The following is a 21973-nucleotide window of genomic DNA, read 5'->3' as shown; positions in this document are numbered from 1 at the left end:
CCGAGAGTAGAATGCCAAAAATCCGGAACACCATAGAGCAAGATATAGGAACATTAACCAGCAAATAGAGATTTAAAATTCTGGTATTTTTAAGCTTTTAAATATTTATGAGTGAAGTTTGTCTGTTCTATTTTAACTCTTCAAGTAAATAATGTTACATGTTTTGACATCATAATATGGGATTCTATCATATACATCTTTGCCTAAATTGTAGATAGGTAAATAACGAGATTTAAGAAATGCTTTTAAATCTTCAATATCTTTTTTAGTAGCAGGTTTGTTAGCATAAGGTGTTACAAAATCCTTTGCTATTTCTGTAACAGCAGCTCCTGCGGCAGCATTTGCAATTCCTGCTAAAGACATTTTTTCATGAAAGCTCGGCTTTTGTACTAAAACAGGTTTCTCATCTATAGTGTTTACATCTGGTACCTTCAATTCTTTAATCTGTTGGTTGTTTTTCCAGTTTAAACTACGGCAAGAGTTGCTACAGAACTTTTGCGCACCTCTTCTTTTTGGAACATAGTCACCACCACAATACTTGCAAATTTCAGTTTTTGTCATAATTATACGTAAATTAAACGTTTAATTTACGTATAATTTATTTAAGTACTTTTGAATCAATATTGAAAATACGTTTTAATAAAATCGCTTCTGCCTCAGAATCGGAAATAAGAGGTAGTTTTTTATTTTTGCTGCGCTGTGTTTTCTTATCTGTAGAAGTGGGAAGGTTTTCATGCAGCTCTTCTTGTAAATTTGAAACTCCAGGTATTACATTTTGTATATCCCTAGTATAAAAAAGTTTGGATACATGAGGCAAAGATGACTCTACCGATTTTCCGATATTAAAATTACCTTTCGGCAAAGATTGCATATCGGGATAAAACTGTTTAAGAATTGTTTCAAAATGTGACTTGTGAAAATTATATTGGAGTTTAAACAAACCTAGAATAGTGTCCTCTTGAGGTAGTACTTGGGTTATATTTTTATTCAGCCAATTTGTAATAAAATGTAAGCACTCAACCTGCTCGAAATATAATTCTAGAATGTAATTAAATTCCTGTGCATTGGAATTTGCTTTTGCATTTAATAATTGACGTGTACTTTTTTTTAATGTGCTGTCTTTAAGTATTATCATGTAATTGTCCCTACCTGTTTCGTAGCGTGTAGGCCCCTTATAATAATCTATCACTAATATTTTATTACGAAGTTTTTCGAATTCTATTTCTTTATGGTTTTCTAAGAATTCATTTGAAACTTCATTATCAGGGATGAAAAATAATAGTTCTTCCCACAGCTTTGAGAACAGGTTCTTGTACAATAGTTCCAAAGAGGTTTTATTCATGTACATTTTTTAACATTGTTGAGTAATCTTCGGGAAGTTCGGCATCTATATCCCTTAAATATTTTTCTAAGGCCGTCATGGAAGAATGTCCTGTGATCAACATCAACTTACTTTTAGCCTCAAAAGGGGAGGAGTCCTTCATTAAAGCTCTATAAACCTTAGTTATGTAGGTGTGTCTAAAGCTATATAGCCCATAATTTATTCCTAATTTAAAATGCTCTTTAACGACTTTTCTAAAGCGTTTACTGAAATAGTCTCGCCTATTATCTACAAGGGTGTCCCATTCGCCGCCAATTTTTTCCGGTGTAAATAAGACGGCTTCTTTATCCAGTTTCGTAAGGTCTGGCAAATCCATCCACAATAGCTCTGGTATTATTTTGGTCTTTAATGGACTGTTCTTAGCTTTGAATTGAACTCTTTTGTTTTCGATATCAATATCTTTTACTTTAAGTCGACAGACTTCTATAGGGCGTAAAAAGTTATAGGCAATAAATTTAATGTAGAGTAATAAAATCGGGTCGTGAACTTCTAGGTATTCAAAAATCTTTTCTTGAATATTCTGGGAATATGTTTTATTCCGTTCTGGTATGGATTTTAAGTTAGGTATTTTCTTTATGAAATTTTGTTCTATAATTTCATTGTCTACCAATACTTGGGTAATGCTACTTAGGTCGGTCTTGTAATTATTTCTTGTACGAGCACTATTTCTGTGTAACACATCGTTTAAGAATCCTACAACAAGCTTTTTGTTAAGCTCAGGTATGAATCGTATTTCAGGGTGATTTACTGAAAGCCATTCCAAAAGGTTCTTTATTTTGCTTTCATAATCTCTTTTGGTACTAGTGCTTACCAATTTTTCTTTTAGCTTCATTCCAAAATCAAAAGCTTCCTTTACTGTCATCGATGTTTTCCCTGGCAGTGGAATGGATTTCTCTAAATTATTATTGGTTAGATCGGCAGGAACTGCAACATTGTTTTTGCGATGTAAACTTTGGTGTAATTCTAAGTTATCGGAATAAGGATTATAACCTTGGTTCAGTAGTCTTAATAAAACTTTTCTATAGATGACCAAAACGGACATTCTATCTTCTTTGGTCTTATATTTATTTGCGTCCCCGTAGAAAGGAGTTTGACGCTTTAATTTTCCACTTTTAGGTTCCCGAAAAGAAAAATAGACATACCAGCGTTTTTTTAAATCGCCGTTTGCAGAATATATTTTAGGTGAGGAAAAGGTTCTTTTTACAGACAAATCGTATGCACTTTCGTATTCATTTTCGTATTCAAAGGTAACTAACTCCTTGAAATTAGGCATAAAAAAACGGTTTAGCGAAAACTAAACCGTTGTTTTTAAATACTTTAAACTTAGTAGCGGGGACTGGACTCGAACCAGCGACCTTCGGGTTATGAGCCCGACGAGCTACCTACTGCTCTACCCCGCGATATGGGTTTTTATCTCACTTGTTTTGCAACTTCAGGTCATTAAGCTGACGAGATAAAGGTGCGCTACTATTTGTAACGGGCTGCAAATATACAACACATTTTCTCTATATTCAAAACTTATTTAAATAATATTTTTTAAGACCATTATCTTTTAAAAAACATTAAATCCATAACTTCGGTTTTTTGCAATATTATGGATACAATTAATGACTTTATAGCGAGCGCACTGCCGTATACCGAGTGGCCAATGTTTCTTTTGTTAATAGGAGGCGGACTCTTTCTTGTTTTTTATTCAAAACTAATGCCTTACCGTTTTTTCGGTCATGCAATCGCAATTACAGCAGGTAAATATGATAATAAAGATTCAAAAGGAGATGTGAGTTCTTTTCAAGCACTATCTGCCGCTGTTGCTGCTACCGTAGGCTTAGGTAATATTTCTGGAGTTGCAATTGCTATTCATGACGGTGGTCCTGGGGTAGTTTTCTGGATTTGGATGACAGCTTTAATAGGTATGTGTATTAAATTCTATTCTTGTAGTCTGGCAATTATGTATCGTGGTATAGATTCTGAGGGTAAGTTACAAGGTGGTCCAATGTATTACATCACCAAAGGATTAGGTGAAAAGGCGCGTCCGTTAGCAATATTCTTTGCTGTTTGTGGTTTGTTCGGATTTTTAGGCGTATTTACAGCTAATCAATTTACAGAAACATTCATGAGTGTTGTAGATCCTGGTACTACACTGATTGAAATGAGTGATCAGAATTGGAAATGGACTATTGGTATAGTTTTAGCGATAATAACATCCTTGGTGATTTTTGGAGGTTTGTCAAATATAGCAAAGGTAGCATCCGCAATAGTACCTTTTATGGTGGCTTTGTATTTAGTTGCGGTAATTGTAGTAATGGCCTTAAATTCGGAACAAATACTTCCATCTCTAAAAATGATTATAACAGAGGCATGGAATTTTAAATCATTGGCAACTGGTGGATTTTGGGGGCTTGTTATTATTGGGGTTCGTAGGGCGATGTTTTCCAATGAGGCAGGTTTAGGTAGTGCGCCAATGTATCATGGACAATCTAAAAATGATGAACCTATTCGCGAAGGCTTGGTAGCAATGTTAGGTCCTTTTATTGATACAATATTGGTGTGTACCTTTACGGCAATAGTTATTATTTTAAGTGGTGCATATTTAGAGGATTCTAGTGGTATTGTAATGACTTTATCAGCTTTTGAAACTACATTGTTTGGGTGGGGAGATATACTTTTAATGGTAATTGTTACGGCTTTTGCATTATCAACACTTTTTACATATTCTTATTATGGTGTTAAATCATTATCTTTTTTAACGAATGCTAAAATTGGTAGATTTTATAATTGGTATTTTGTTATAATGATTGTATTCGCAGCAGTTGCTTCATTAGAACTGGTGAAGAATTTAATCGATTTGTCTTATGCTCTTATGGTGATACCCAATATGATTGCCGTACTTTTGTTGGCTCCAAAGGTAAATGTGGAATTGAAGAAATACATAATAAAGTTAAAGGATGGCAGATCATAAAGCAGGCTTTGTAAATATTATAGGAAACCCTAACGTGGGTAAATCTACTTTGATGAATGCTTTTGTAGGTGAGAAATTATCTATTATTACCTCAAAGGCACAGACTACAAGACATCGTATTCTAGGCATAGTAAACGGTGATGATTTTCAAATGATTTTATCTGATACACCTGGTATTATTAAACCAGCATATCAACTTCAGAGCAGCATGATGGATTTTGTGAAATCTGCTTTTGAAGATGCAGACGTGCTTTTATATATGGTTGAGATAGGGGAGAAAGCCTTAAAGGATGAAGCATTCTTTGAAAAGATAAAGAACAGTAAAATTCCCGTTCTATTACTGTTGAATAAAGTAGATACTGCAACCCAAGATTTGTTGGAAGAGCAGGTTCAATACTGGCAAGAGATGTTGCCTAGTGTAGAATTACACCCTATATCGGCACTATCTAATTTTAATGTTAAGGGGGTGTTTGAGCGTATTATTGAGTTATTACCTAAATCTCCAGCATATTACCCAAAAGATCAATTAACAGATAAACCAGAGCGTTTTTTTGTAAATGAGACTATTCGCGAGAAAATCTTATTAAATTATAAAAAGGAAATTCCTTATGCGGTTGAAATAGAAACCGAGGAATTTTTTGAAGATGAAGACATCATTCGTATGCGCGCGGTGATTATGGTAGAACGTGATTCTCAAAAAGGAATTATAATTGGTCATAAAGGTGCAGCTTTAAAGAAAGTCGGTGTTGAGTCTAGAAAAGATTTAGAAAAATTCTTTGGCAAACAAGTGCATATAGAATTGTATGTAAAAGTGAATAAAAATTGGCGAAGTAATGCTCGTCAATTAAAGCGCTTTGGATACAATAAATAATAAAACTCTACCATATCTAAGTTAAATTCAGTTTTATAAAGAAAAGGAAAATGAGATATTATCCTTGGATTTCATGAACAGCTAGTAATCAGGTGTTTGTTAGATTTCACCTTTTTTTATTGACATTTATCATAAAATTTTTATCTCAAATAGAGTTTTAATTCTTCATTACAACAATAAAAGACTATTTTTGATTCATCGATAAACTGTTTAAAAAATCCGATGAAATGCAAAATATAATCATTTTTGGTGCCTCCGGTCATGGTAGTGTTGTTTTGGATTGTTTGGAAAAAGAAGGTAAATACAACGTAATTGGTTTTGTAGATTCATTTAAAGAGAAAGGTTCACTAGTTAACGGGTACCAGGTCTTAGGTAGCGAAATTGACTTACCATATTTAATAAGTAGATTTAACATTACAGGAGGCTTAGTAGCAATAGGTGATAATTGGACTAGAAAATTGATTGTAGATAGAATTTCTAAAATAGTTCCATATTTTAATTTTGTTAACACTATTCATCCTGATGCCGTTTTAGGGAAAGATGTGCAATTGGGTTGTGGTAATGTAATTATGCCAGGTTCTATAATAAATGCAAATTCTATTATTCACGATTTCTGCATACTTAATTCTCAATCGATTTTGGAGCATGATTGTTTAATGGAAAGTTACTCCAGTTTAGCTCCATCGTCATGTTGCGGCGGTAATGTGTCCATTGGAAGTTTCTCGTCAATTTGTTTAGGTGCTTCAGTTGTTAATAACATTGTATTAGGTCAGCATTCAGTTGTAGGAGCCGGTTCTCTTGTTGTTGATCATTTTGGCGATAATCTGGTTATATATGGTTCACCTGCTAGAATTATTCGAAAAAGAGCTGTTGGCGAACCATATCTGTCTACCCCTAAAAAACAACAATTTTTCAAATTTGATAGTTTTGATGAATTCAAGTCAAATCTCTCCATTTAAGATATATTGTAATTGCCACTATAAGTACTACCTTTGCAGCAAATTTAAGCTATGGGTGCTATTGTTGCCATTGTAGGGAGACCTAATGTAGGAAAATCAACATTTTTTAATCGATTAATTCAAAGACGCGAGGCTATTGTTGATGCCGTTAGTGGTGTTACGCGTGATCGTCATTATGGTAAAAGTGATTGGAACGGAAAAGAGTTCTCCATTATTGATACCGGTGGATACGTCGTTGGTAGTGATGATGTTTTTGAAAAGGAAATCGATAAGCAAGTAGAATTGGCAATCGAAGAAGCCGATGCTATTATCTTTATGGTAGATGTTGAAACCGGAGTGACCGGAATGGATGAAGATGTAGCTAAATTATTAAGACGAGTTAAAAAACCTGTTTTCTTGGCTGTCAATAAAGTTGATAATGCTAAACGAGCAGAAGACGCAGTTGAATTCTATTCTCTAGGTTTAGGTGAGTATTACACACTATCTAGTATAAATGGTGGAGGTACAGGAGAGTTATTAGATGACTTAGTTGAGAAACTACCTGATGTTATAGAAGAAAAAAGTGAATTGCCAAGATTTGCAGTTGTTGGAAGACCAAATGCTGGTAAATCTTCTTTCATTAATGCGCTTATTGGTGAGGACAGGTATATAGTAACTGATATTGCAGGTACTACAAGAGATAGTATTGATACCAAATATAATCGTTTCGGGTTTGAATTTAACCTGGTCGATACTGCAGGTATACGCCGAAAAGCAAAAGTTAAGGAAGATTTAGAGTTTTACTCTGTAATGCGTTCTGTTAGAGCTATTGAACATTGCGATGTATGTATTTTAATGTTAGATGCTACTAGAGGTTTTGATGGACAGGTAGAGAATATTTTTTGGCTTGCTCAACGTAACCATAAGGGGATAGTAATTCTTGTAAATAAGTGGGATTTAGTAGAGGATAAAGAAACCAATACTATAAAGCACTATACTGATAAAATTAAAAAAGCTATTGAGCCATTTACAGATGTGCCGATACTTTTTGTTTCTGTTTTGACAAAGCAACGTATTTTCAAAGCAATAGAAACTGCGGTTGAGGTTTATAATAATCGTAATAAGAAGATTATTACCCGTAAGTTTAATGAAACTATGCTGCCTTTAATAGAGAACTATCCACCGCCAGCATATAAAGGTAAATTCGTTAAGATAAAATTCTGTACTCAATTACCTACTCCTTATCCCCAGTTTGCGTTCTTTTGTAACCTACCGCAATATGTTAGGGAGCCTTATAAAAGATATCTGGAGAATAAGATAAGAGAAGAATACGACTTTACAGGTGTGCCGATTACGGTATTTATGAGGAAGAAGTAATCTTTAGGAATTATAAGTTTAAATTGGTCAAATAGTTTTGTGTTTACACAAAACTATTTGACCAATTTTTTTTACATCGCATTTAGGTGTTTACCAACCCCCAGAGGCACCGCCACCGCCAAAGCCTCCGCCTCCGAAGCCTCCACCAAATCCACCACCGCCGAAACTTCCGCCTCCGCTACTGCCTCCAAATCCGCCAGAGCCATTAGAACGACCCATATTACTAAGGATAATCATATCCCACGGACTTAAACCTCTACGTCTTCTGCCGCCATTACTATCATTGTCATCGTTTTTGCGATTCCAAAGTATGAACAAGATGACTAAGAATATGATAAAAGGTAGAAAAGATGAGAATGGATTACTTCCATTATTACTAAAGGTTCTGTCTTCTTGAAATTCTCCGTTTAGTACTTGGAAAATTACATCTGATCCTTTGTCTAATCCTGCGTAATAATCACCGGTTCTAAATTCGGGAAGGATAACATTTTCAATAATACGTTTCGAAAGGGCATCTGTTAATGAACCTTCTACTCCGTAACCAGTGCTAATAGCAACTTTTCGGTCATTCTCGGCAAGTATTATAAGTATACCATTGTCTTTTCCATCTTGTCCAATCCCCCATTTTTGCCCCCAGTTAGCACCTAGGTAATTAATGTTTTCTCCATTAGTGCTAGCAATAATTGTAATTACAATCTGGGTTGAGGTACTATCTGAATAACGAACCAGTTTTTGGCTTAATGCTACCTTTTGCTGATCGGTAAGAAGATTGGTGTAATCGTAGACACTGGTTTGTAATGCTGGTTTATCTGGTATCTCAAATTGGCTCCATGAAGGAGTGCACCAAAAAAAAAGAATTATAAGGCTAACCTTTAGATATCTCATTGCTTAATTCGTTGGTGTCGTCTGATTGCCAAGGGAAATGACTATTTAATTCTTCACCAGCTTTTATAATACCAGCAACTAGTCCTTCTTTAAATTCTCCTTTTTCAAAATGTGTTTGAATGCTATTTCTAGTAGATTGCCAAAAATCTGTGGGAACAACAGCGTCAATCCCCTTATCGCCACAAATAACAAATTTCTTGTCATTTACGGCAACATAAATTAAAACGCCATTTTCTTGTTTGGTATTATCCATTTTCAATAAATGAAAAACCTCTTTTGCGCGCTCGTAATGCTCTTTACGGGTGTGGGCTTCTATATGTACCCTAATTTCTCCAGAAGTGTTTTTTTCTGCCTCAAGAATAGCGCCCACTACCTCTTGCTCTTCTGATGCCGTTAAAAAATCTTCTACTTTAGACATATATTAATCAAAATCAAAATTAACATCTGGTGCATTTTCAGAACCAACATCTGCTTTGTAGTACGCTAATTCATCGAAATTAAAGATGCCTGCAAGTATGGAGTTCGGGAACTTTTTAATGTGAAGATTATACGGTTCAACGGTTGCATTAAATCTGTCTCTTGCAACGTTTATTCTATTTTCAGTACCTTCTAATTGAGATTGTAACTCAAGAAAATTCTGATTAGCTTTTAAATCAGGGTAGCGTTCAACGGTTACCAATAATCTGCTTAATGCACTGCTAAGTCCACTTTGTGCTTGATTAAACTGTGTTAATTGTTCTGGTGTAATGTTGCTTGGGTCAATGCTTACTGATGTAGCTTTGGCTCTCGCTTCAATAACATCAGTTAATGTTCCTCTTTCAAAATCTGCTGCGCCTTGTACTGTTTTAACCAAATTGCCAATTAGGTCGTTTCTTCGTTGATAAGCACTTTCTACATTCGCCCAAGTTTTAGTAGATGTTTCTTTTAATGCTACAGCAGTGTTATTAAAACCTACGCCCCATTGGTATAAGCCAAATGCGATGACTACGATAACGATTAATGCAATAATTCCTTTTTTCATAATGGTTGTGTTATAATTGGTCTTTAATTTTATTTAGTTCAGCCTTTACACGCTCAAGCTTTTGAATTATATCAAAATTGGAGAGTGTTTTTTGTTTCTCTTCTTTTAAATGGGTTTTGGCGCCATCAAGAGTAAAACCTCTTTCTTTTACCAAATGATAAATTAATTGAAGGTTTTTGATGTCTTGGGGTGTAAATTTCCTGTTCCCCTTCGCATTTTTCTTAGGCTGAAGCACGTCGAATTCTTTCTCCCAAAAACGAATTAATGAGGCGTTTACACCAAAGGCACGGGCTACTTCGCCAATACCATAATATCTTTTTTCAGGGAGTTCTATCTGCATTAATCCAGTGATTGATTTTCTTGATTAGCGAATTTCAACATGTTCTCGAATTCTTCTGGTGATAAACTACCATAGTAGAAATTCATTGGGTTGATTCGGTCATTATCTTTCCAGACTTCATAGTGCAAGTGCGGTGCTTCTGAGCGGCCTGTGCTTCCTACAAAACCTATTAAATCACCTCGTTTTACTTTTTGTCCCTTTTTAACATTATACTGGCTCAAATGCCCATATAGGCTCAAATAGCCATAACCGTGGTCTATACGAATGTGCTTTCCATAACCAGATGAGTTATTATCTGCCCTGGTTATCTTGCCATCTCCAGAAGCATAAACAGGCGTGCCTCTTGGGGCAGTGAAATCCATTCCGTAATGCATTTTCCTTGCCTTTGTAAAAGGATCTGATCTCCATCCATAACCAGAAGCCATGCGCTTTAAGTCTTCATTGTTTATAGGCTGAATTGCAGGTATGGACATTAATAACTTCTCCTTCTCTTCTGCCAGTTTTGTGATTTCATCCAACGACTTCGATTGAATGGCAATTTGCTTTTTAATGATATCCAATCTCTTTGTTGTAGAAATAATCATTTCAGAATTGTTGAAGCCTTCTAAAGATTTGTATCTGTTTATACCACCAAAACCAGCTTTTCGCTGTTCGTCTGGTATAGGGTTAGCTTCAAAATATAATCTGTAAATGTTATTGTCCCTATCTTCTATGTTGCCTAGAACCTCTTCAATTTGTTCCATTTTCTTGTTCAGTAACTCGTACTGAAGTTCATAATTTTTTACTTCACGAGATAGTGAAAGTTCTCTTGGTGTGTTGACAAGATTGGTGTTTAGAAGAAGAATAAGACCTAAAAAACCAAAAAGGCATGCCCCCAAAATAAAGAAGGTTATATTTCTATAACGTTTAGATTTTTCGGGTTCTATCTTACGGTACGACAGCGTGTCTGGGTCGTAATAGTATTTTACCTTAGACATGTATGTTATTTATCCTATTTTTGTTCTTTAATTATTAGGGAACAAACAAATATAAAAATAGTTTTATATAAACCGTTACAATTTGTAAAAGCTTAGCATTTTAGATGAATTCAAAAGATACAAGAACTCAATTTCTGAATTTTTTCAAGGGAAAAGAACACAAAATAGTGCCTTCTGCGCCAATGGTCATTAAAGATGACCCAACCCTGCTTTTTACAAATGCGGGAATGAATCAATTTAAAGAATATTTTTTAGGAATAAGCCAATCTAAAAATTCTAGAGTAGTTGATACTCAAAAATGTTTACGAGTAAGTGGTAAGCATAATGATTTAGAAGAAGTTGGTAAAGATACCTATCACCATACTATGTTCGAGATGTTGGGCAACTGGAGTTTTGGTGATTATTTTAAGGAAGAGGCTATTACCTGGGCTTGGGAGTTGTTGACAGAAGTTTTTAATATCGATAAGGATAGTCTTTATGTATCGGTATTTGAAGGAAGTAATGATGCGGATAAATTAGAACTGGATACAGAAGCATTTAAGCTTTGGAAGAATATTGTTCCTGAGGATAGAATTATCATGGGTAACAAAAAGGATAATTTCTGGGAAATGGGCGATCAAGGTCCATGTGGACCATGTTCTGAAATTCATGTTGATATCCGATCTAAAGAAGAAAAGGCAAAAGTATCTGGTGCAAGCTTGGTAAACCAAGATCACCCGCAGGTAGTGGAAATATGGAACCTCGTATTTATGCAATATAATCGTAAAGCAGATGGTTCATTAGAAAGTTTGCCTGCAAAACATGTAGATACAGGTATGGGCTTTGAGCGTCTGTGTATGGTATTGCAAGGTGTACAATCTAACTACGATACGGATATTTTTATGCCATTAATTCGTGAAATAGAAGTCATTACTAATTCCGAATATGGTAAGAATGAGGAAAATGATATAGCAATACGTGTAATAAGTGATCATATACGTGCAGTAGCTTTTTCAATTGCAGATGGTCAATTACCTAGTAATACAGGTGCTGGTTATGTAATTAGAAGAATACTTAGAAGAGCAGTTCGTTACGGATTTACATTTTTGGATACCAAGGAACCTTTTATGTTTCGTTTGGTTAATGTGTTGACTAAATCTTTAGGGGATGCATATCCTGAATTGAAAGAACAAAAGCAGTTAATTGAAAATGTAATTAAGGAAGAAGAGAATTCTTTCTTGAAAACATTAGATCAAGGTTTGGTATTGCTCGATACAATTATTAAAAATACTAAAGGAAAAACAGTCGATGGTGGTAAAGCTTTTGAGCTTTATGATACTTTCGGTTTTCCTATAGATTTAACGGCTTTAATTTTAAGTGAAAAGGGGTATCAATTAGATGAAGCTGGTTTTGACGAGGCTATGCAACAACAGAAAAATCGTTCTAAATCTGCATCAGTCGTTTCAAAACAAGATTGGGAAATATTGCATGAAGATAACGAACAAGAATTTGTTGGTTATGATATGCTTGATGTTGAGGTAAAGATCACTAAATACCGTAAAATCGTTTCTAAAAAGGATGGAACCCAGTTTCAATTGGTATTTAATCTCACTCCATTTTACGCTGAAGGTGGTGGTCAAGTAGGTGATAAAGGTTATTTAGAAGATTCACATGGCGATGTTGTTTACATTATCGACACCAAGAAAGAAAATAATGAGATTATTCACTTTGCTAAAAACCTACCAAAACATTTAGGAGAAAGTTTTAAAGCGGTAGTAGATAAAAAACAACGTAGTAGAACAGAGGCGAACCATACGGCAACGCATTTGTTGCACCAAGCACTTCGTGAAGTTTTAGGTAAGCATGTAGAACAAAAAGGTTCTTCGGTACATTCCAAATATTTGAGATTTGATTTTTCGCATTTTTCTAAAATGACAGCAGAAGAATTAAGGGAGGTAGAGAATTTTGTTAATGCACGTATAGAAGGTCATTTGCAACTTCAAGAACAGCGAAATGTACCTATGAAAGTAGCTATTGATGATGGAGCTATGGCATTGTTCGGTGAAAAATATGGAGATGCTGTTAGAACTATTCGTTTTGGACAATCTATAGAACTTTGTGGAGGTACCCATGTTAAAAATACTGCTGATATCTGGCAATTTAAAATTAAGTCTGAGGGTGCGGTAGCAGCTGGTATTCGTAGAATTGAAGCAATTACGGGTGATGCGGTAAAAGATTTTCATATAGATAATGATATGCTTTTGACCAAGATAAAAGATGTGTTGGGTAACACTCAAGATCCGGTTAAGTCGGTATCTGGTTTACAAGAAGAGAATAGCAATCTTAAAAAACAAGTAGCTGAGTTATTGAAAGATAAGGCGAAGAATTTAAAAGGAGATTTACTGTCAGAACTTAAAGAAGTAAACGGAATACAATTTCTAGCTAAAAAAATTGATTTGGATGCATCGGGAATCAAGGATTTAAGTTTTGAAATGGGTAACCAGAAAGATAATTTATTTCTTTTGTTTGGTTCTGAGCAAAATGGTAAAGCATTATTGTCTTGCTATATTTCAAAGGAACTAGTGGCTTCTAAAAATTTGAATGCAGGTACTATAGTAAGGGAGCTTGGTAAGTATATTCAAGGAGGCGGTGGTGGTCAACCATTTTTTGCAACCGCAGGAGGTAAAAATCCTGGAGGTATTGATGAGGCATTAACAATGGCAGAGAGCTATATCAAATAAGTAATTCCAGTTTAAGAAATTCGTAATACGATACTAATTCTAATAGATGAATCTCTTAACGAAAATATCATTATCAAAATCCCAAAATCAGATTGATTATTCTAGTCAATTATTGCTTTTGGGCTCTTGTTTTTCTGAAAATATAGGTGCTAAACTTGAGTATTATAAATTTCAAGGGCTGCAGAATCCGTTCGGGATTTTGTTTCATCCGTTGGCTATTGAGAAAGTAATTCAAAGGGCGGTTCAGGAGTATGTTTATACTGAAGATGATGTGTTCTTTTTAAATGAACAATGGCATTGTTTTGATGCACATTCAGAACTCAGTAATCCATCCAAAGAAAAAATAATTTCAGATTTAAATCTTGAGGTAGAGCAGACATTGGTTCAATTGAAACAGACCAGTCACGTAATTATTACTTTAGGTACTGCTTGGGTATATCTAAACACGTTAAACGCACAGGTTGTGGCAAATTGTCACAAAGTGCCTCAGAAAGATTTTACAAAAGAATTATTAAGTGTTTCGAAGGTAAAGGAGAGTCTTCAGTGTATTATTGCCTTGGTTAAATCAGTAAACCCAGAAGTGCAATTTATATTTACCGTATCACCAGTTAGGCATTTAAAGGATGGTTTCGTTGAAAACCAGTTGAGTAAAGCGCATTTAATTTCGGCTATTCATCAAGTCATTGACAGTGATGGGATTTCGTATTTTCCTAGTTATGAAATAATGATAGATGAACTTAGGGATTATCGTTTTTATGCTAAAGATATGATTCATCCAAGCGAAATAGCAATAGAATATATTTGGGAGAAATTTGTAGAAGTATGGATTGATGAAACTAGTAATGGAGTAATGAAAAAGGTAGATGAAATTAAGCGCGGTTTGCAACATAGGGCTTTTAATCCCGAAGGAGAGGCACATCAAAAGTTTTTAAAATCACTCACACACAAAATTGCGTATATACAGAATGCATATCCATTTATGGATTTTAAAACTTCAAAAGCATGAGGAAATTTGTAGCAGGCGTTTTAATTACTTTGGCAATTGTTTTTATTGTTCGTTCCTGCAATGATAGTAATGAAGATAAATCCATTCTTGAGGAAAACTCCATGCTCATTCAGCAAGAGATAACTAACGTTTCTAAATTGATAGTAACCGAAGGTCATTTTTCTGAAGTTTATAATTACAAAGATTCTAAGGAGCTTTTTGGCCCTTTGCTAAGAGCAGAAAAAAAGGCATTGGTTGTAGTAAATGCAGATGTAACCGTAGCATATGATTTAAGTCTCATTAATTTTGAGATTGATGAAGCAACAAAGACAGTCAAAATAAATAGCATTCCAGAAGCTGAAATAAAACTAAATCCAGATTTTGAATATTATGATGTAACTGCAGATTACTTAAATCAGTTTGATGCTGCAGATTACAATAAAATAAAAAAAACGGTCAAAGCTTCCTTAATGAAAAAAGTAGAAGCTTCTTCGCTTCGTAGCAATGCAGAAAATAGACTGATCAGTGAGTTGCAGAAATTCTACATTCTTACCAATTCTATGGGGTGGCGTTTAACATATCAAGATCAAACCATAGAATCTTTAGAAGGTGTACAAGTGGTTAAGCCATAGTTGTAACAGTTGCCAATTCTAGTCCGTCATCAATTAATTGCCCAAGTTTAGGTTGGTCTAGTTTAATATTTTCAAGATGTTTCTTTATGCTTTCGGCTAATTTCTTTTCGTTGCTTAGAATTGCCAATTCATAAATTTCAATAGGTAATAACCAATCATTTGGATATTTTTCTTGTATTACTTCAAAAACTTTTGTTCTCGAGATTATAGTGTTATTGCCCTCTCTAAAATCACGAATTAATTTATAGTAAGACTCCAATTCGGTTAAGCCTTCTTGATGGTTGTTGTAACAGTTGGTGCTTAAAGAATGGTCTAAAAGGTCAAAACTCTTTAAATCTGCAGGGCCGTGGTATGCAGAAACGATTTCTTCTCCAATGGCCATGTTATACAATTCATCGTAAGATTCAAAAAGAATATCATTTTTGTAGGTAACCTTACAATTTTCGAAAGTGATTAAAATAATACGACCTTGAAGGTTACGCGTACCGGTTACAATTTTACCGGTAACATTGATTCCGCCAGTAAAGTCTAGGGATACAATTTCTCCTTCGTAAATTTTATATGCTTTTAGATCGCGCGGACTCATATCTTCTATAGGTATATTTATCCCTTTTAGTCTTCCAATAGGTGAGCCAAAACCTGTTTCATGTTGATTTACATCTTGCCCAACTAATTCTTTTTCTCTGTATGCAAGTGCTGATTTTCCTCTAGTCTGAAAGTAGATAGGTTTACCATCATGAGAAATTAAAGATTCGAAATTACCAGATACTTGTAATCCGGTACTCAGTTCTATGGTTCCTAATTCCTTAGAGTCTATAAGTTTCTGTAAACCTGATAATCCGCCCTTTCGCAGCGCCATTGTATTAGCAAAATCTTCCAGTACCTGACTTAAAAAGGCAAAATCTGGTGTAACGAATAGTTGTGGTTGAGGTTTGGTAATATCAAAAGATGTTCTTGCCGCCTCTATAGAATAAGGTAGTTTTTTGACCTTGTCGGTCATACACCATTGACTTTCCCCTATAGAAGATAAAAGTCCCGCACCATAAATTTTAGGGTCTTCTAGAGAGCCTATTAACCCGTATTCAACTGTCCACCAATGAAGATTTCTTATAAAAGCCATTTCACTAGGTTCACCCATATTATCTTGAAGAAATTCTATATGTTTTTCAGCTTTTTCAATTTCTTCTAAAGCAGTCCCTTTAGCTTCTTTAATAATAGATAGATGGCGTACCGCTTCATAAAGTTCAAAATCTTTTGCACTTGAAATAGCTTTACAGCCAATCTCTCCAAAACGTCTTAAATATGCCGCATATTCTGGATTTGCAATAATAGGGGCATGTCCTGCGCCTTCATGAATTATATCTGGGGCGGGTGTATAAGCTATATTTTCGAGTTGTCTAATATCTGAAGCAATAACAAGTACATTATACGCCTGAAACTCCATAAATGCCGCAGGTGGTATAAAGCCATCAACAGCTACTGCAGCCCAGCCTAAATCCTTTAAAATACGGTTCATGCCGTACATGTTAGGTATATTGTCTATAGATATTCCTGTCTTGCGTAAACCATCGGTGTAGGACTTATGCGCGACTTTACTAAGGTAATCCACATTTTTACGCATAACGTAGCGCCACACAGCTTGGTTAACTGGCGTATAATCCTCATAATTTTGAGGCTTGATATACTGTCTTAAATGTTTAGGAAGTTTATCCAAGATAGGATTGCTTTCATATTCAGAAGTATTCATACGCTTAAGTTTTCTAGAGTTAACTCTAATTATTTCTATTAAAAATAGAATTTACAGATCAATTAATTGTTAATATTATTTAAATTGGTAAATAAGACTTATTAAATATATATTTAAAGGAATAATTACCTTATAAGCACAAGTTATATTCGAAAAAAAGGAAAAAGTATGGTGGAGAAACTGGATTTTATAGATAGGGAGATATTAAAGATTTTACAGAAAGATGCTAAGACGGGTGCCAAAACTATAGCAGAGCAATTAGGATTGACAAAAACACCCGTTTATGAACGTATTAAACGATTAGAGCATGACGGGTTTATAAAGAACTATGTAGCTATATTAAACAAGGATAAAATAGAGGAGAGCATAACGGTATTTAGCTTTGTTTCTTTAGAGGCACAAAAAGGAGCAATGATGGATGATTTCTTTGAGCAGGTTATGAAATATCCAGAAGTGGTAGAATGTTTTGTTGTGGGTGGTGAGTTCGATTTTTTATTAAAAGTCGTAGTCAAAAACCTTGATGCATATTATAATTTTGCAAAATTTAAAATTGCTTCATTACCTAGTATTGGAGGTGTTAAAAGTGCATTCGTTTTAAATGAGGTAAAGAATAATACTAATTTTCCATTATTGTAAATAAAAAAAGAGGCTGTCAATACATGTATTGACAGCCTCTTTTTTTAAGTATATATTTTATTATTTCAAAGCAACAGCATTAGGTGGGTATTGCTCTAATATTTGAGAAACAAATTCTCGAATACGTTCTTCCTTTTTAGCAATATTGCTTGTGTTTGACAATGTGCCAACACCTTTTCCTTGCCATACTAGCTCATTTGATTTGTTATCAATTAAATCGATATAAAGAGAGCCTTGTGTACTAGCACTTACACTAGTTCCTCCCCAGCCAAAACCAGGACCCCAAGCCCATGGGTTGTATCCCCATCCCCAGGCACCGCCCCAACCGTAGTTATTATTGTAAACATCAACTCTTTCTTGTTCTTTGGTAAAAATACTCACCAACAAATCTGGTGTCTCAGATTTTACAAAGCCTCTAGAACTCATTTCCGTTTCAATGGCGCGTAGAATTCGTTTCTTTTCTAAATCTGATATTTGTGCTTTATCAATACCTGTCTTATAGAAGGCGTAAGTTTTGTAGCCATTAAAATCTGCTTTTTGGTCGTAATCTGAAAGAACACTAACAGAAGAACAAGAAGAAATAAGGACTAGAAGTAGCAATGGTAAACCAAGTAATTTGATGTTTTTCATAACGTTATATTTTTTAAAGACTCAATTTTCTGATAGAATTAAATACAAATATCATGCCGAGCTATGTTAAAAACTTACTGCATGTTAGTTTTTGGGTCATATCCATACGGGCAATGTCTACAACCACTTTCACAACAATAACCTCTTTTTAAGTGATACTGTTTTGTAAAAACTCTAAATCCGTTTTCAGACCAGTAAAAATCTCCTTCCTCTATCGGAATTATCTCTTTCATGTAATCGCTGATTTTTAATGATATAAAGTTAATTCTTTCTGTTGATAACCTTGGTAGTTAATGACTTGAAGATAGACGTAAAAGCGCTTAAGCTAAGCTTTGGCATTTAATCGGTTTTGTTGGCAACAAAAACCGGTAAGTTTTTAGCAAGCGATTTTTGGCTTTATCTTTGTTATAGTAATACCAAAGTAAATCTATGATATTGGTTTTTAGACATTTCTTCTATAAAAATTATGTGGGGCTTTCACTATGGCCCTTTATATTTTTAAAAACTAGAAGTTTAAAAAATGACGATGTACTCATAAATCATGAAAAAATTCATTTACGTCAACAACAAGAATTATTGATTTTACCTTTTTATGTACTTTACTTAACCGAGTGGGCAATTAGAGCCATTTGGTATTTAGATTCTTATAAGGCTTATCAGAATCTTAGTTTTGAGCAAGAGGCATATATGCATGAAAATAATATGGATTATCTGTCTAGCCGCAAAACATTTAGCTTTATTAAATATCTTTGGCGTTAAATTCGCCCTACTTGCAAAGCATCAATCAACTTGTTGAACATCCTTTATTATCAGAAAAGCAAGTTACCCTTGTCTTAAAACGCGAAGATTTACTGCATCCTTTCATTTCTGGTAATAAATACAGAAAGCTCAAATACAATTTATTGGCTGCCAAAGCAGAAGATCAAAATACCTTATTGACCTTTGGCGGAGCATATTCTAACCATATTGCAGCTACCGCATATGCGGCGAAAGAGAAAGGATTTCGTGCAATAGGGGTTGTACGTGGCGAAGAGTTAGAAAATTCTTGGCAATCAAATTCTACATTATCTCGGGCTTATGAAGATGGAATGCGTTTTAAATTCATTAGTAGAAATGACTATCGTAAGAAAGAGGATCCCGAGTTTATTGAACAGTTAAGAAAAGAATTTGGAGAGTTTTATTTAGTGCCTGAAGGAGGAACAAATAGCTTGGCTATAAAAGGATGTGAGGAAATTTTGACACATAACGATAAGGAATTCAATATTGTTTGTACAAGTGCAGGAACAGGCGGTACCGCATCCGGATTAATAAATGCTTCCTTTTCACATCAAAGAATATTAGCATTCTCCGCCCTAAATGGAGATTTTTTAAAAAATGATATTCAGAAATTAGCCAGTAATGACCGATGGGATTTAAATACCGATTATCATTTTGGTGGGTATGCAAAAATATCCGAAGAGCTAATTAATTTTATAAATGACTTTAAGGAAAAAACTAAAATTCCTTTAGACCCTATTTATACTGGAAAAATGATGTTTGGGTTGTTCGATATGATCAAGCTTGATATTTTTGTGCCAAATACTAAAATTCTAGCAATACATACCGGTGGCTTGCAAGGAATTGTTGGCATGAATAGTGTACTGAAAAAGAAAAATTTACCTTTGTTGAATATATGAAAAAGATAATTTTATTGGCGTTGTTGGTGGGTTTAGGTTTTACCTCTTGTAAATCTAAAAAAAGATATTCAGACCAGTTGAGAACTAAAAACGTTCAAAATGAACGAAGTAAATCAACAACTAATAATTCTAAAAAAGTAGGGAAAGAAGATTTACCTGCAGAACCTTCAAAATTTATACAATTTAGAATAGACTCTCCAACCGATTACATTTCTACATTTGCAGAAACAGCCCAATTAGAAATGATGGGTTATGGAATACCTGCAAGTATAACCTTAGCACAAGGTCTTTTAGAAAGTGGAAATGGCAAAGGTGAATTAGCTATGAAAACGAACAATCATTTTGGGATAAAATGCCATAAAGGTTGGGAGGGTGATTATGATTTTCATGATGACGATGAAAAAGGAGAGTGCTTTAGAAAATACAACCATCCTATGTATTCATTTAGAGACCACAGTATATTTTTAACTACAAGGTCTAGATATGCTTTTTTATTCGATTTAAAACATACGGATTATAAAGGTTGGGCGAGAGGATTACGAAAGGCAGGTTACGCAACAGATCCAAGATACCCGCAGAAGCTTATTTATTTAATAGAGAAATATGATTTGCATAAGTATGATAGGCAAATAAAAAAAGCAGGTTATGATAATACAACTATAGTTGCTACAGATTCAGATAACATACACACAGTACAAAAAGGAGATACTTTATATTCATTGTCTAGAAAGTATTATATGAGTGTTGATGAACTTATGCAATTGAATAATTTACGTAGTTCTGACTTATCTATTGGGCAACCTATTAAAGTAAAAAAATAGTAAAATCAATTAAGAGAAATGATTTATCAAAGAAGTAGTGCCTTGTTTGCTGAGGCTAAAAAATATATACCAGGAGGAGTAAATTCTCCTGTACGTGCATTTAAAGCCGTTGGCGGTGATCCAATTTTTGTAAAGAAAGCAAAAGGAGCTTATTTATTTGATGAGGATGGCAATAAGTTAATTGACTATATAGCATCTTGGGGTCCGTTAATTTTAGGTCACGCATATGAACCTGTTATAAAAGCAGTTGTTGAAAAAGCGCAAAATGGTACTTCTTTTGGTATGCCTACCGAGATTGAAACAGAGCTAGCTAAGCTAGCTATCTCTATGGTGCCTAATATGGACAAGATAAGGTTTGTAAATAGCGGTACGGAAGCTTGTATGAGTGCTGTACGTTTGGCAAGGGGTTATACCGGTAAAGACAAAATCATAAAATTTGCTGGTTGCTACCACGGGCATTCAGATTCGTTTTTAATTCAAGCGGGTAGTGGGGCCGTAACTTTTGGTAGTCCTAATAGTCCAGGTGTTACCCAGGGCACGGCAAAAGATACATTGTTGGCAGCGTATAATGATTTGGCTGGGGTCAAAGAATTGGTTCAAGCAAATAAAGGTGAATTAGCTGCAATTATTATAGAGCCTATAGCCGGTAATATGGGTTGCATTGTGCCTACCGATGAGTTTATAAAAGGATTACGGGAAATATGTACCCAAGAAAATATCTTATTGATATTTGACGAGGTAATGACGGGTTTCCGTTTAGGAAAAGGCGGTGCCCAAGAAGTATTGAATATAAAAGCTGATATTGTTACTTATGGAAAAGTCATTGGTGGTGGTTTGCCAGTAGGTGCTTTTGCTGCGCGAACAGAAATAATGGATTATCTAGCGCCTGATGGTCCTGTATATCAAGCAGGAACTTTAAGTGGAAATCCACTTGCCATGAGTGCTGGTTTGGCAATGTTGACCGAGTTGAACAATGCCCCGGAAGTATTTAAAAGTCTAGCAGAGAAAACAGCATATTTACATAAAGGTATTGGGAAAGTGCTTACGGAGAAAAATGTACCGCATCAAATCAATCGTTTTGGTAGTATGATCTCCGTCCATTTTACCGATGAGCCTGTGGTTGATTTCGCATCTTCTGCAAAAGGTGATAACGACACCTTCAAGAAATATTTTCACGGTTTGTTAGAAAGAGGAATTTATCTACCTCCAAGTGCCTTTGAAAGTTATTTTCTAAATGATGCATTAAGTTATGAAGATTTAGATGCAACTATAAATGCACTAAAGGAAATCGACTTATAGCAAATCAGATTATATATGAATAACAGAAATAAAAAAAGAGCCCTTATGCAAGGCTCTTTTTTTATGCGTGATTATTTT

Annotated in this window: 23 protein-coding genes and 1 tRNA gene; 12 read left to right on the top strand and 12 right to left on the bottom strand. The window is 34.7% G+C overall.

Translation table 11 applies throughout. The features are described 5' to 3' along the window. Nucleotides 1-132: 132 nt before the first annotated feature. The 4 genes from BM296_RS00240 to BM296_RS00225 form a co-directional block, all read right to left on the bottom strand. On the bottom strand, nucleotides 133-561 hold the full coding sequence (locus tag BM296_RS00240) for a hypothetical protein (RefSeq protein WP_073240419.1): 429 nt from the start codon (nucleotides 559-561) through the stop codon (nucleotides 133-135). A gap of 37 nt (nucleotides 562-598) precedes the next feature. After that, a complete protein-coding gene (locus tag BM296_RS00235; RefSeq protein WP_091900526.1) occupies nucleotides 599-1342 on the bottom strand; it encodes a hypothetical protein in 744 nt (247 codons plus the stop codon). Then, nucleotides 1335-2654, bottom strand: a complete 1320-nt coding sequence (locus BM296_RS00230; protein WP_073240417.1) for a tyrosine-type recombinase/integrase — start codon at nucleotides 2652-2654, stop codon at nucleotides 1335-1337. Before BM296_RS00230 ends, BM296_RS00235 begins: the two co-directional genes overlap by 8 nt. Nucleotides 2655-2708: 54 nt before the next feature. Further along, nucleotides 2709-2781 (bottom strand) — tRNA-Met (locus BM296_RS00225). A 194-nt stretch (nucleotides 2782-2975) separates the two neighbouring features. Here BM296_RS00225 and BM296_RS00220 point away from each other — a divergent pair. From BM296_RS00220 to der, 4 genes are all read left to right on the top strand, one after another. After that, nucleotides 2976-4340: an alanine/glycine:cation symporter family protein gene (locus BM296_RS00220; protein ID WP_091900524.1), complete on the top strand. Its 1365-nt coding sequence runs from the start codon at nucleotides 2976-2978 to the stop codon at nucleotides 4338-4340. Beyond that, nucleotides 4327-5211, top strand: a complete 885-nt coding sequence (era, locus tag BM296_RS00215; RefSeq protein ID WP_091900522.1) for a GTPase Era — start codon at nucleotides 4327-4329, stop codon at nucleotides 5209-5211. The genes BM296_RS00220 and era overlap by 14 nt, the downstream gene beginning before the upstream one ends. A gap of 227 nt (nucleotides 5212-5438) precedes the next feature. After that, nucleotides 5439-6170 (top strand): acetyltransferase, encoded by a 732-nt coding sequence (locus tag BM296_RS00210; RefSeq protein ID WP_091900520.1) that lies wholly within the window; start codon nucleotides 5439-5441, stop codon nucleotides 6168-6170. 51 nt (nucleotides 6171-6221) lie between these two features. Then, on the top strand, nucleotides 6222-7526 hold the full coding sequence (der, locus tag BM296_RS00205; RefSeq protein WP_027066324.1) for a ribosome biogenesis GTPase Der: 1305 nt from the start codon (nucleotides 6222-6224) through the stop codon (nucleotides 7524-7526). A gap of 90 nt (nucleotides 7527-7616) precedes the next feature. Here der and BM296_RS00200 read toward each other — a convergent pair whose 3' ends face one another. From BM296_RS00200 to BM296_RS00180, 5 genes are read right to left on the bottom strand one after another with little or no spacing between them, the layout of a single operon-like run. Continuing rightward, entirely contained in the window at nucleotides 7617-8411 is a 795-nt protein-coding gene (locus tag BM296_RS00200) for a TPM domain-containing protein (RefSeq protein WP_091900519.1), read from the bottom strand. Further along, a complete protein-coding gene (locus BM296_RS00195) occupies nucleotides 8392-8829 on the bottom strand; it encodes a TPM domain-containing protein (RefSeq protein WP_091900517.1) in 438 nt (145 codons plus the stop codon). Before BM296_RS00195 ends, BM296_RS00200 begins: the two co-directional genes overlap by 20 nt. Nucleotides 8830-8832: 3 nt before the next feature. Further along, nucleotides 8833-9432: a LemA family protein gene (locus tag BM296_RS00190; RefSeq protein ID WP_027066327.1), complete on the bottom strand. Its 600-nt coding sequence runs from the start codon at nucleotides 9430-9432 to the stop codon at nucleotides 8833-8835. A 10-nt stretch (nucleotides 9433-9442) separates the two neighbouring features. Next, entirely contained in the window at nucleotides 9443-9772 is a 330-nt protein-coding gene (locus tag BM296_RS00185) for a MerR family transcriptional regulator (protein ID WP_027066328.1), read from the bottom strand. Next, complete coding sequence (locus BM296_RS00180; RefSeq protein ID WP_027066329.1) at nucleotides 9772-10749, bottom strand: M23 family metallopeptidase; 978 nt, start codon at nucleotides 10747-10749, stop codon at nucleotides 9772-9774. The genes BM296_RS00185 and BM296_RS00180 overlap by 1 nt, the downstream gene beginning before the upstream one ends. 104 nt (nucleotides 10750-10853) lie before the next feature. Here BM296_RS00180 and alaS point away from each other — a divergent pair, with 104 nt between their 5' ends. Genes alaS through BM296_RS00165 form a run of 3 tightly spaced genes read left to right on the top strand, consistent with a single transcriptional unit; the run spans nucleotide 10854 to nucleotide 15086 of the window. After that, nucleotides 10854-13469: an alanine--tRNA ligase gene (alaS, locus tag BM296_RS00175; RefSeq protein WP_091900514.1), complete on the top strand. Its 2616-nt coding sequence runs from the start codon at nucleotides 10854-10856 to the stop codon at nucleotides 13467-13469. Between the two features lie 46 nt (nucleotides 13470-13515). Next, nucleotides 13516-14475 (top strand): GSCFA domain-containing protein, encoded by a 960-nt coding sequence (locus BM296_RS00170; RefSeq protein ID WP_091900512.1) that lies wholly within the window; start codon nucleotides 13516-13518, stop codon nucleotides 14473-14475. Further along, entirely contained in the window at nucleotides 14472-15086 is a 615-nt protein-coding gene (locus tag BM296_RS00165; RefSeq protein ID WP_091900511.1) for a DUF4230 domain-containing protein, read from the top strand. The genes BM296_RS00170 and BM296_RS00165 overlap by 4 nt, the downstream gene beginning before the upstream one ends. On the opposite strand, the gene BM296_RS00160 is transcribed toward BM296_RS00165, so the two are convergent. Beyond that, nucleotides 15076-16833, bottom strand: coding sequence for an aromatic amino acid hydroxylase (locus BM296_RS00160; RefSeq protein ID WP_091900509.1), 1758 nt, complete (start codon nucleotides 16831-16833; stop codon nucleotides 15076-15078). The genes BM296_RS00165 and BM296_RS00160 overlap by 11 nt on opposite strands. A gap of 168 nt (nucleotides 16834-17001) precedes the next feature. Here BM296_RS00160 and BM296_RS00155 point away from each other — a divergent pair, with 168 nt between their 5' ends. Then, nucleotides 17002-17469, top strand: coding sequence for an Lrp/AsnC family transcriptional regulator (locus BM296_RS00155; RefSeq protein ID WP_091900507.1), 468 nt, complete (start codon nucleotides 17002-17004; stop codon nucleotides 17467-17469). A gap of 60 nt (nucleotides 17470-17529) precedes the next feature. Here BM296_RS00155 and BM296_RS00150 read toward each other — a convergent pair whose 3' ends face one another. Together BM296_RS00150 and BM296_RS19340 are read right to left on the bottom strand one after the other, a co-directional pair. After that, nucleotides 17530-18099 carry a DUF4136 domain-containing protein gene (locus BM296_RS00150; protein WP_091900505.1) on the bottom strand — a complete coding sequence of 190 codons (570 nt, stop codon included), beginning with the start codon at nucleotides 18097-18099 and terminating at the stop codon, nucleotides 17530-17532. Between the two features lie 74 nt (nucleotides 18100-18173). Continuing rightward, nucleotides 18174-18332 (bottom strand): C1orf53 family protein, encoded by a 159-nt coding sequence (locus tag BM296_RS19340; protein WP_177214896.1) that lies wholly within the window; start codon nucleotides 18330-18332, stop codon nucleotides 18174-18176. A gap of 196 nt (nucleotides 18333-18528) precedes the next feature. Here BM296_RS19340 and BM296_RS00145 point away from each other — a divergent pair, with 196 nt between their 5' ends. The 4 genes from BM296_RS00145 to hemL are packed head-to-tail and all read left to right on the top strand — an operon-like array spanning nucleotide 18529 to nucleotide 21895. Further along, a complete protein-coding gene (locus tag BM296_RS00145) occupies nucleotides 18529-18858 on the top strand; it encodes a hypothetical protein (protein WP_091900503.1) in 330 nt (109 codons plus the stop codon). Nucleotides 18859-18869: 11 nt separating this feature from the next. Continuing rightward, on the top strand, nucleotides 18870-19775 hold the full coding sequence (locus BM296_RS00140) for a 1-aminocyclopropane-1-carboxylate deaminase/D-cysteine desulfhydrase (protein ID WP_091900501.1): 906 nt from the start codon (nucleotides 18870-18872) through the stop codon (nucleotides 19773-19775). Then, nucleotides 19772-20596 carry a glucosaminidase domain-containing protein gene (locus tag BM296_RS00135; RefSeq protein ID WP_091900499.1) on the top strand — a complete coding sequence of 275 codons (825 nt, stop codon included), beginning with the start codon at nucleotides 19772-19774 and terminating at the stop codon, nucleotides 20594-20596. Before BM296_RS00140 ends, BM296_RS00135 begins: the two co-directional genes overlap by 4 nt. Before the next feature lie 18 nt (nucleotides 20597-20614). Further along, a complete protein-coding gene (gene hemL / locus BM296_RS00130; RefSeq protein WP_091900497.1) occupies nucleotides 20615-21895 on the top strand; it encodes a glutamate-1-semialdehyde 2,1-aminomutase in 1281 nt (426 codons plus the stop codon). The last annotated feature ends 78 nt before the right edge of the window (nucleotides 21896-21973 follow it).

It is taken from the genome of Maribacter stanieri (assembly GCF_900112245.1).
In the GTDB taxonomy this organism is placed as follows: Bacteria; Bacteroidota; Bacteroidia; order Flavobacteriales; family Flavobacteriaceae; genus Maribacter; species Maribacter stanieri.
The sequence above is the reverse complement of the archived record's forward strand: the minus strand, read 5'-3'. Positions and strand labels throughout refer to the sequence as shown.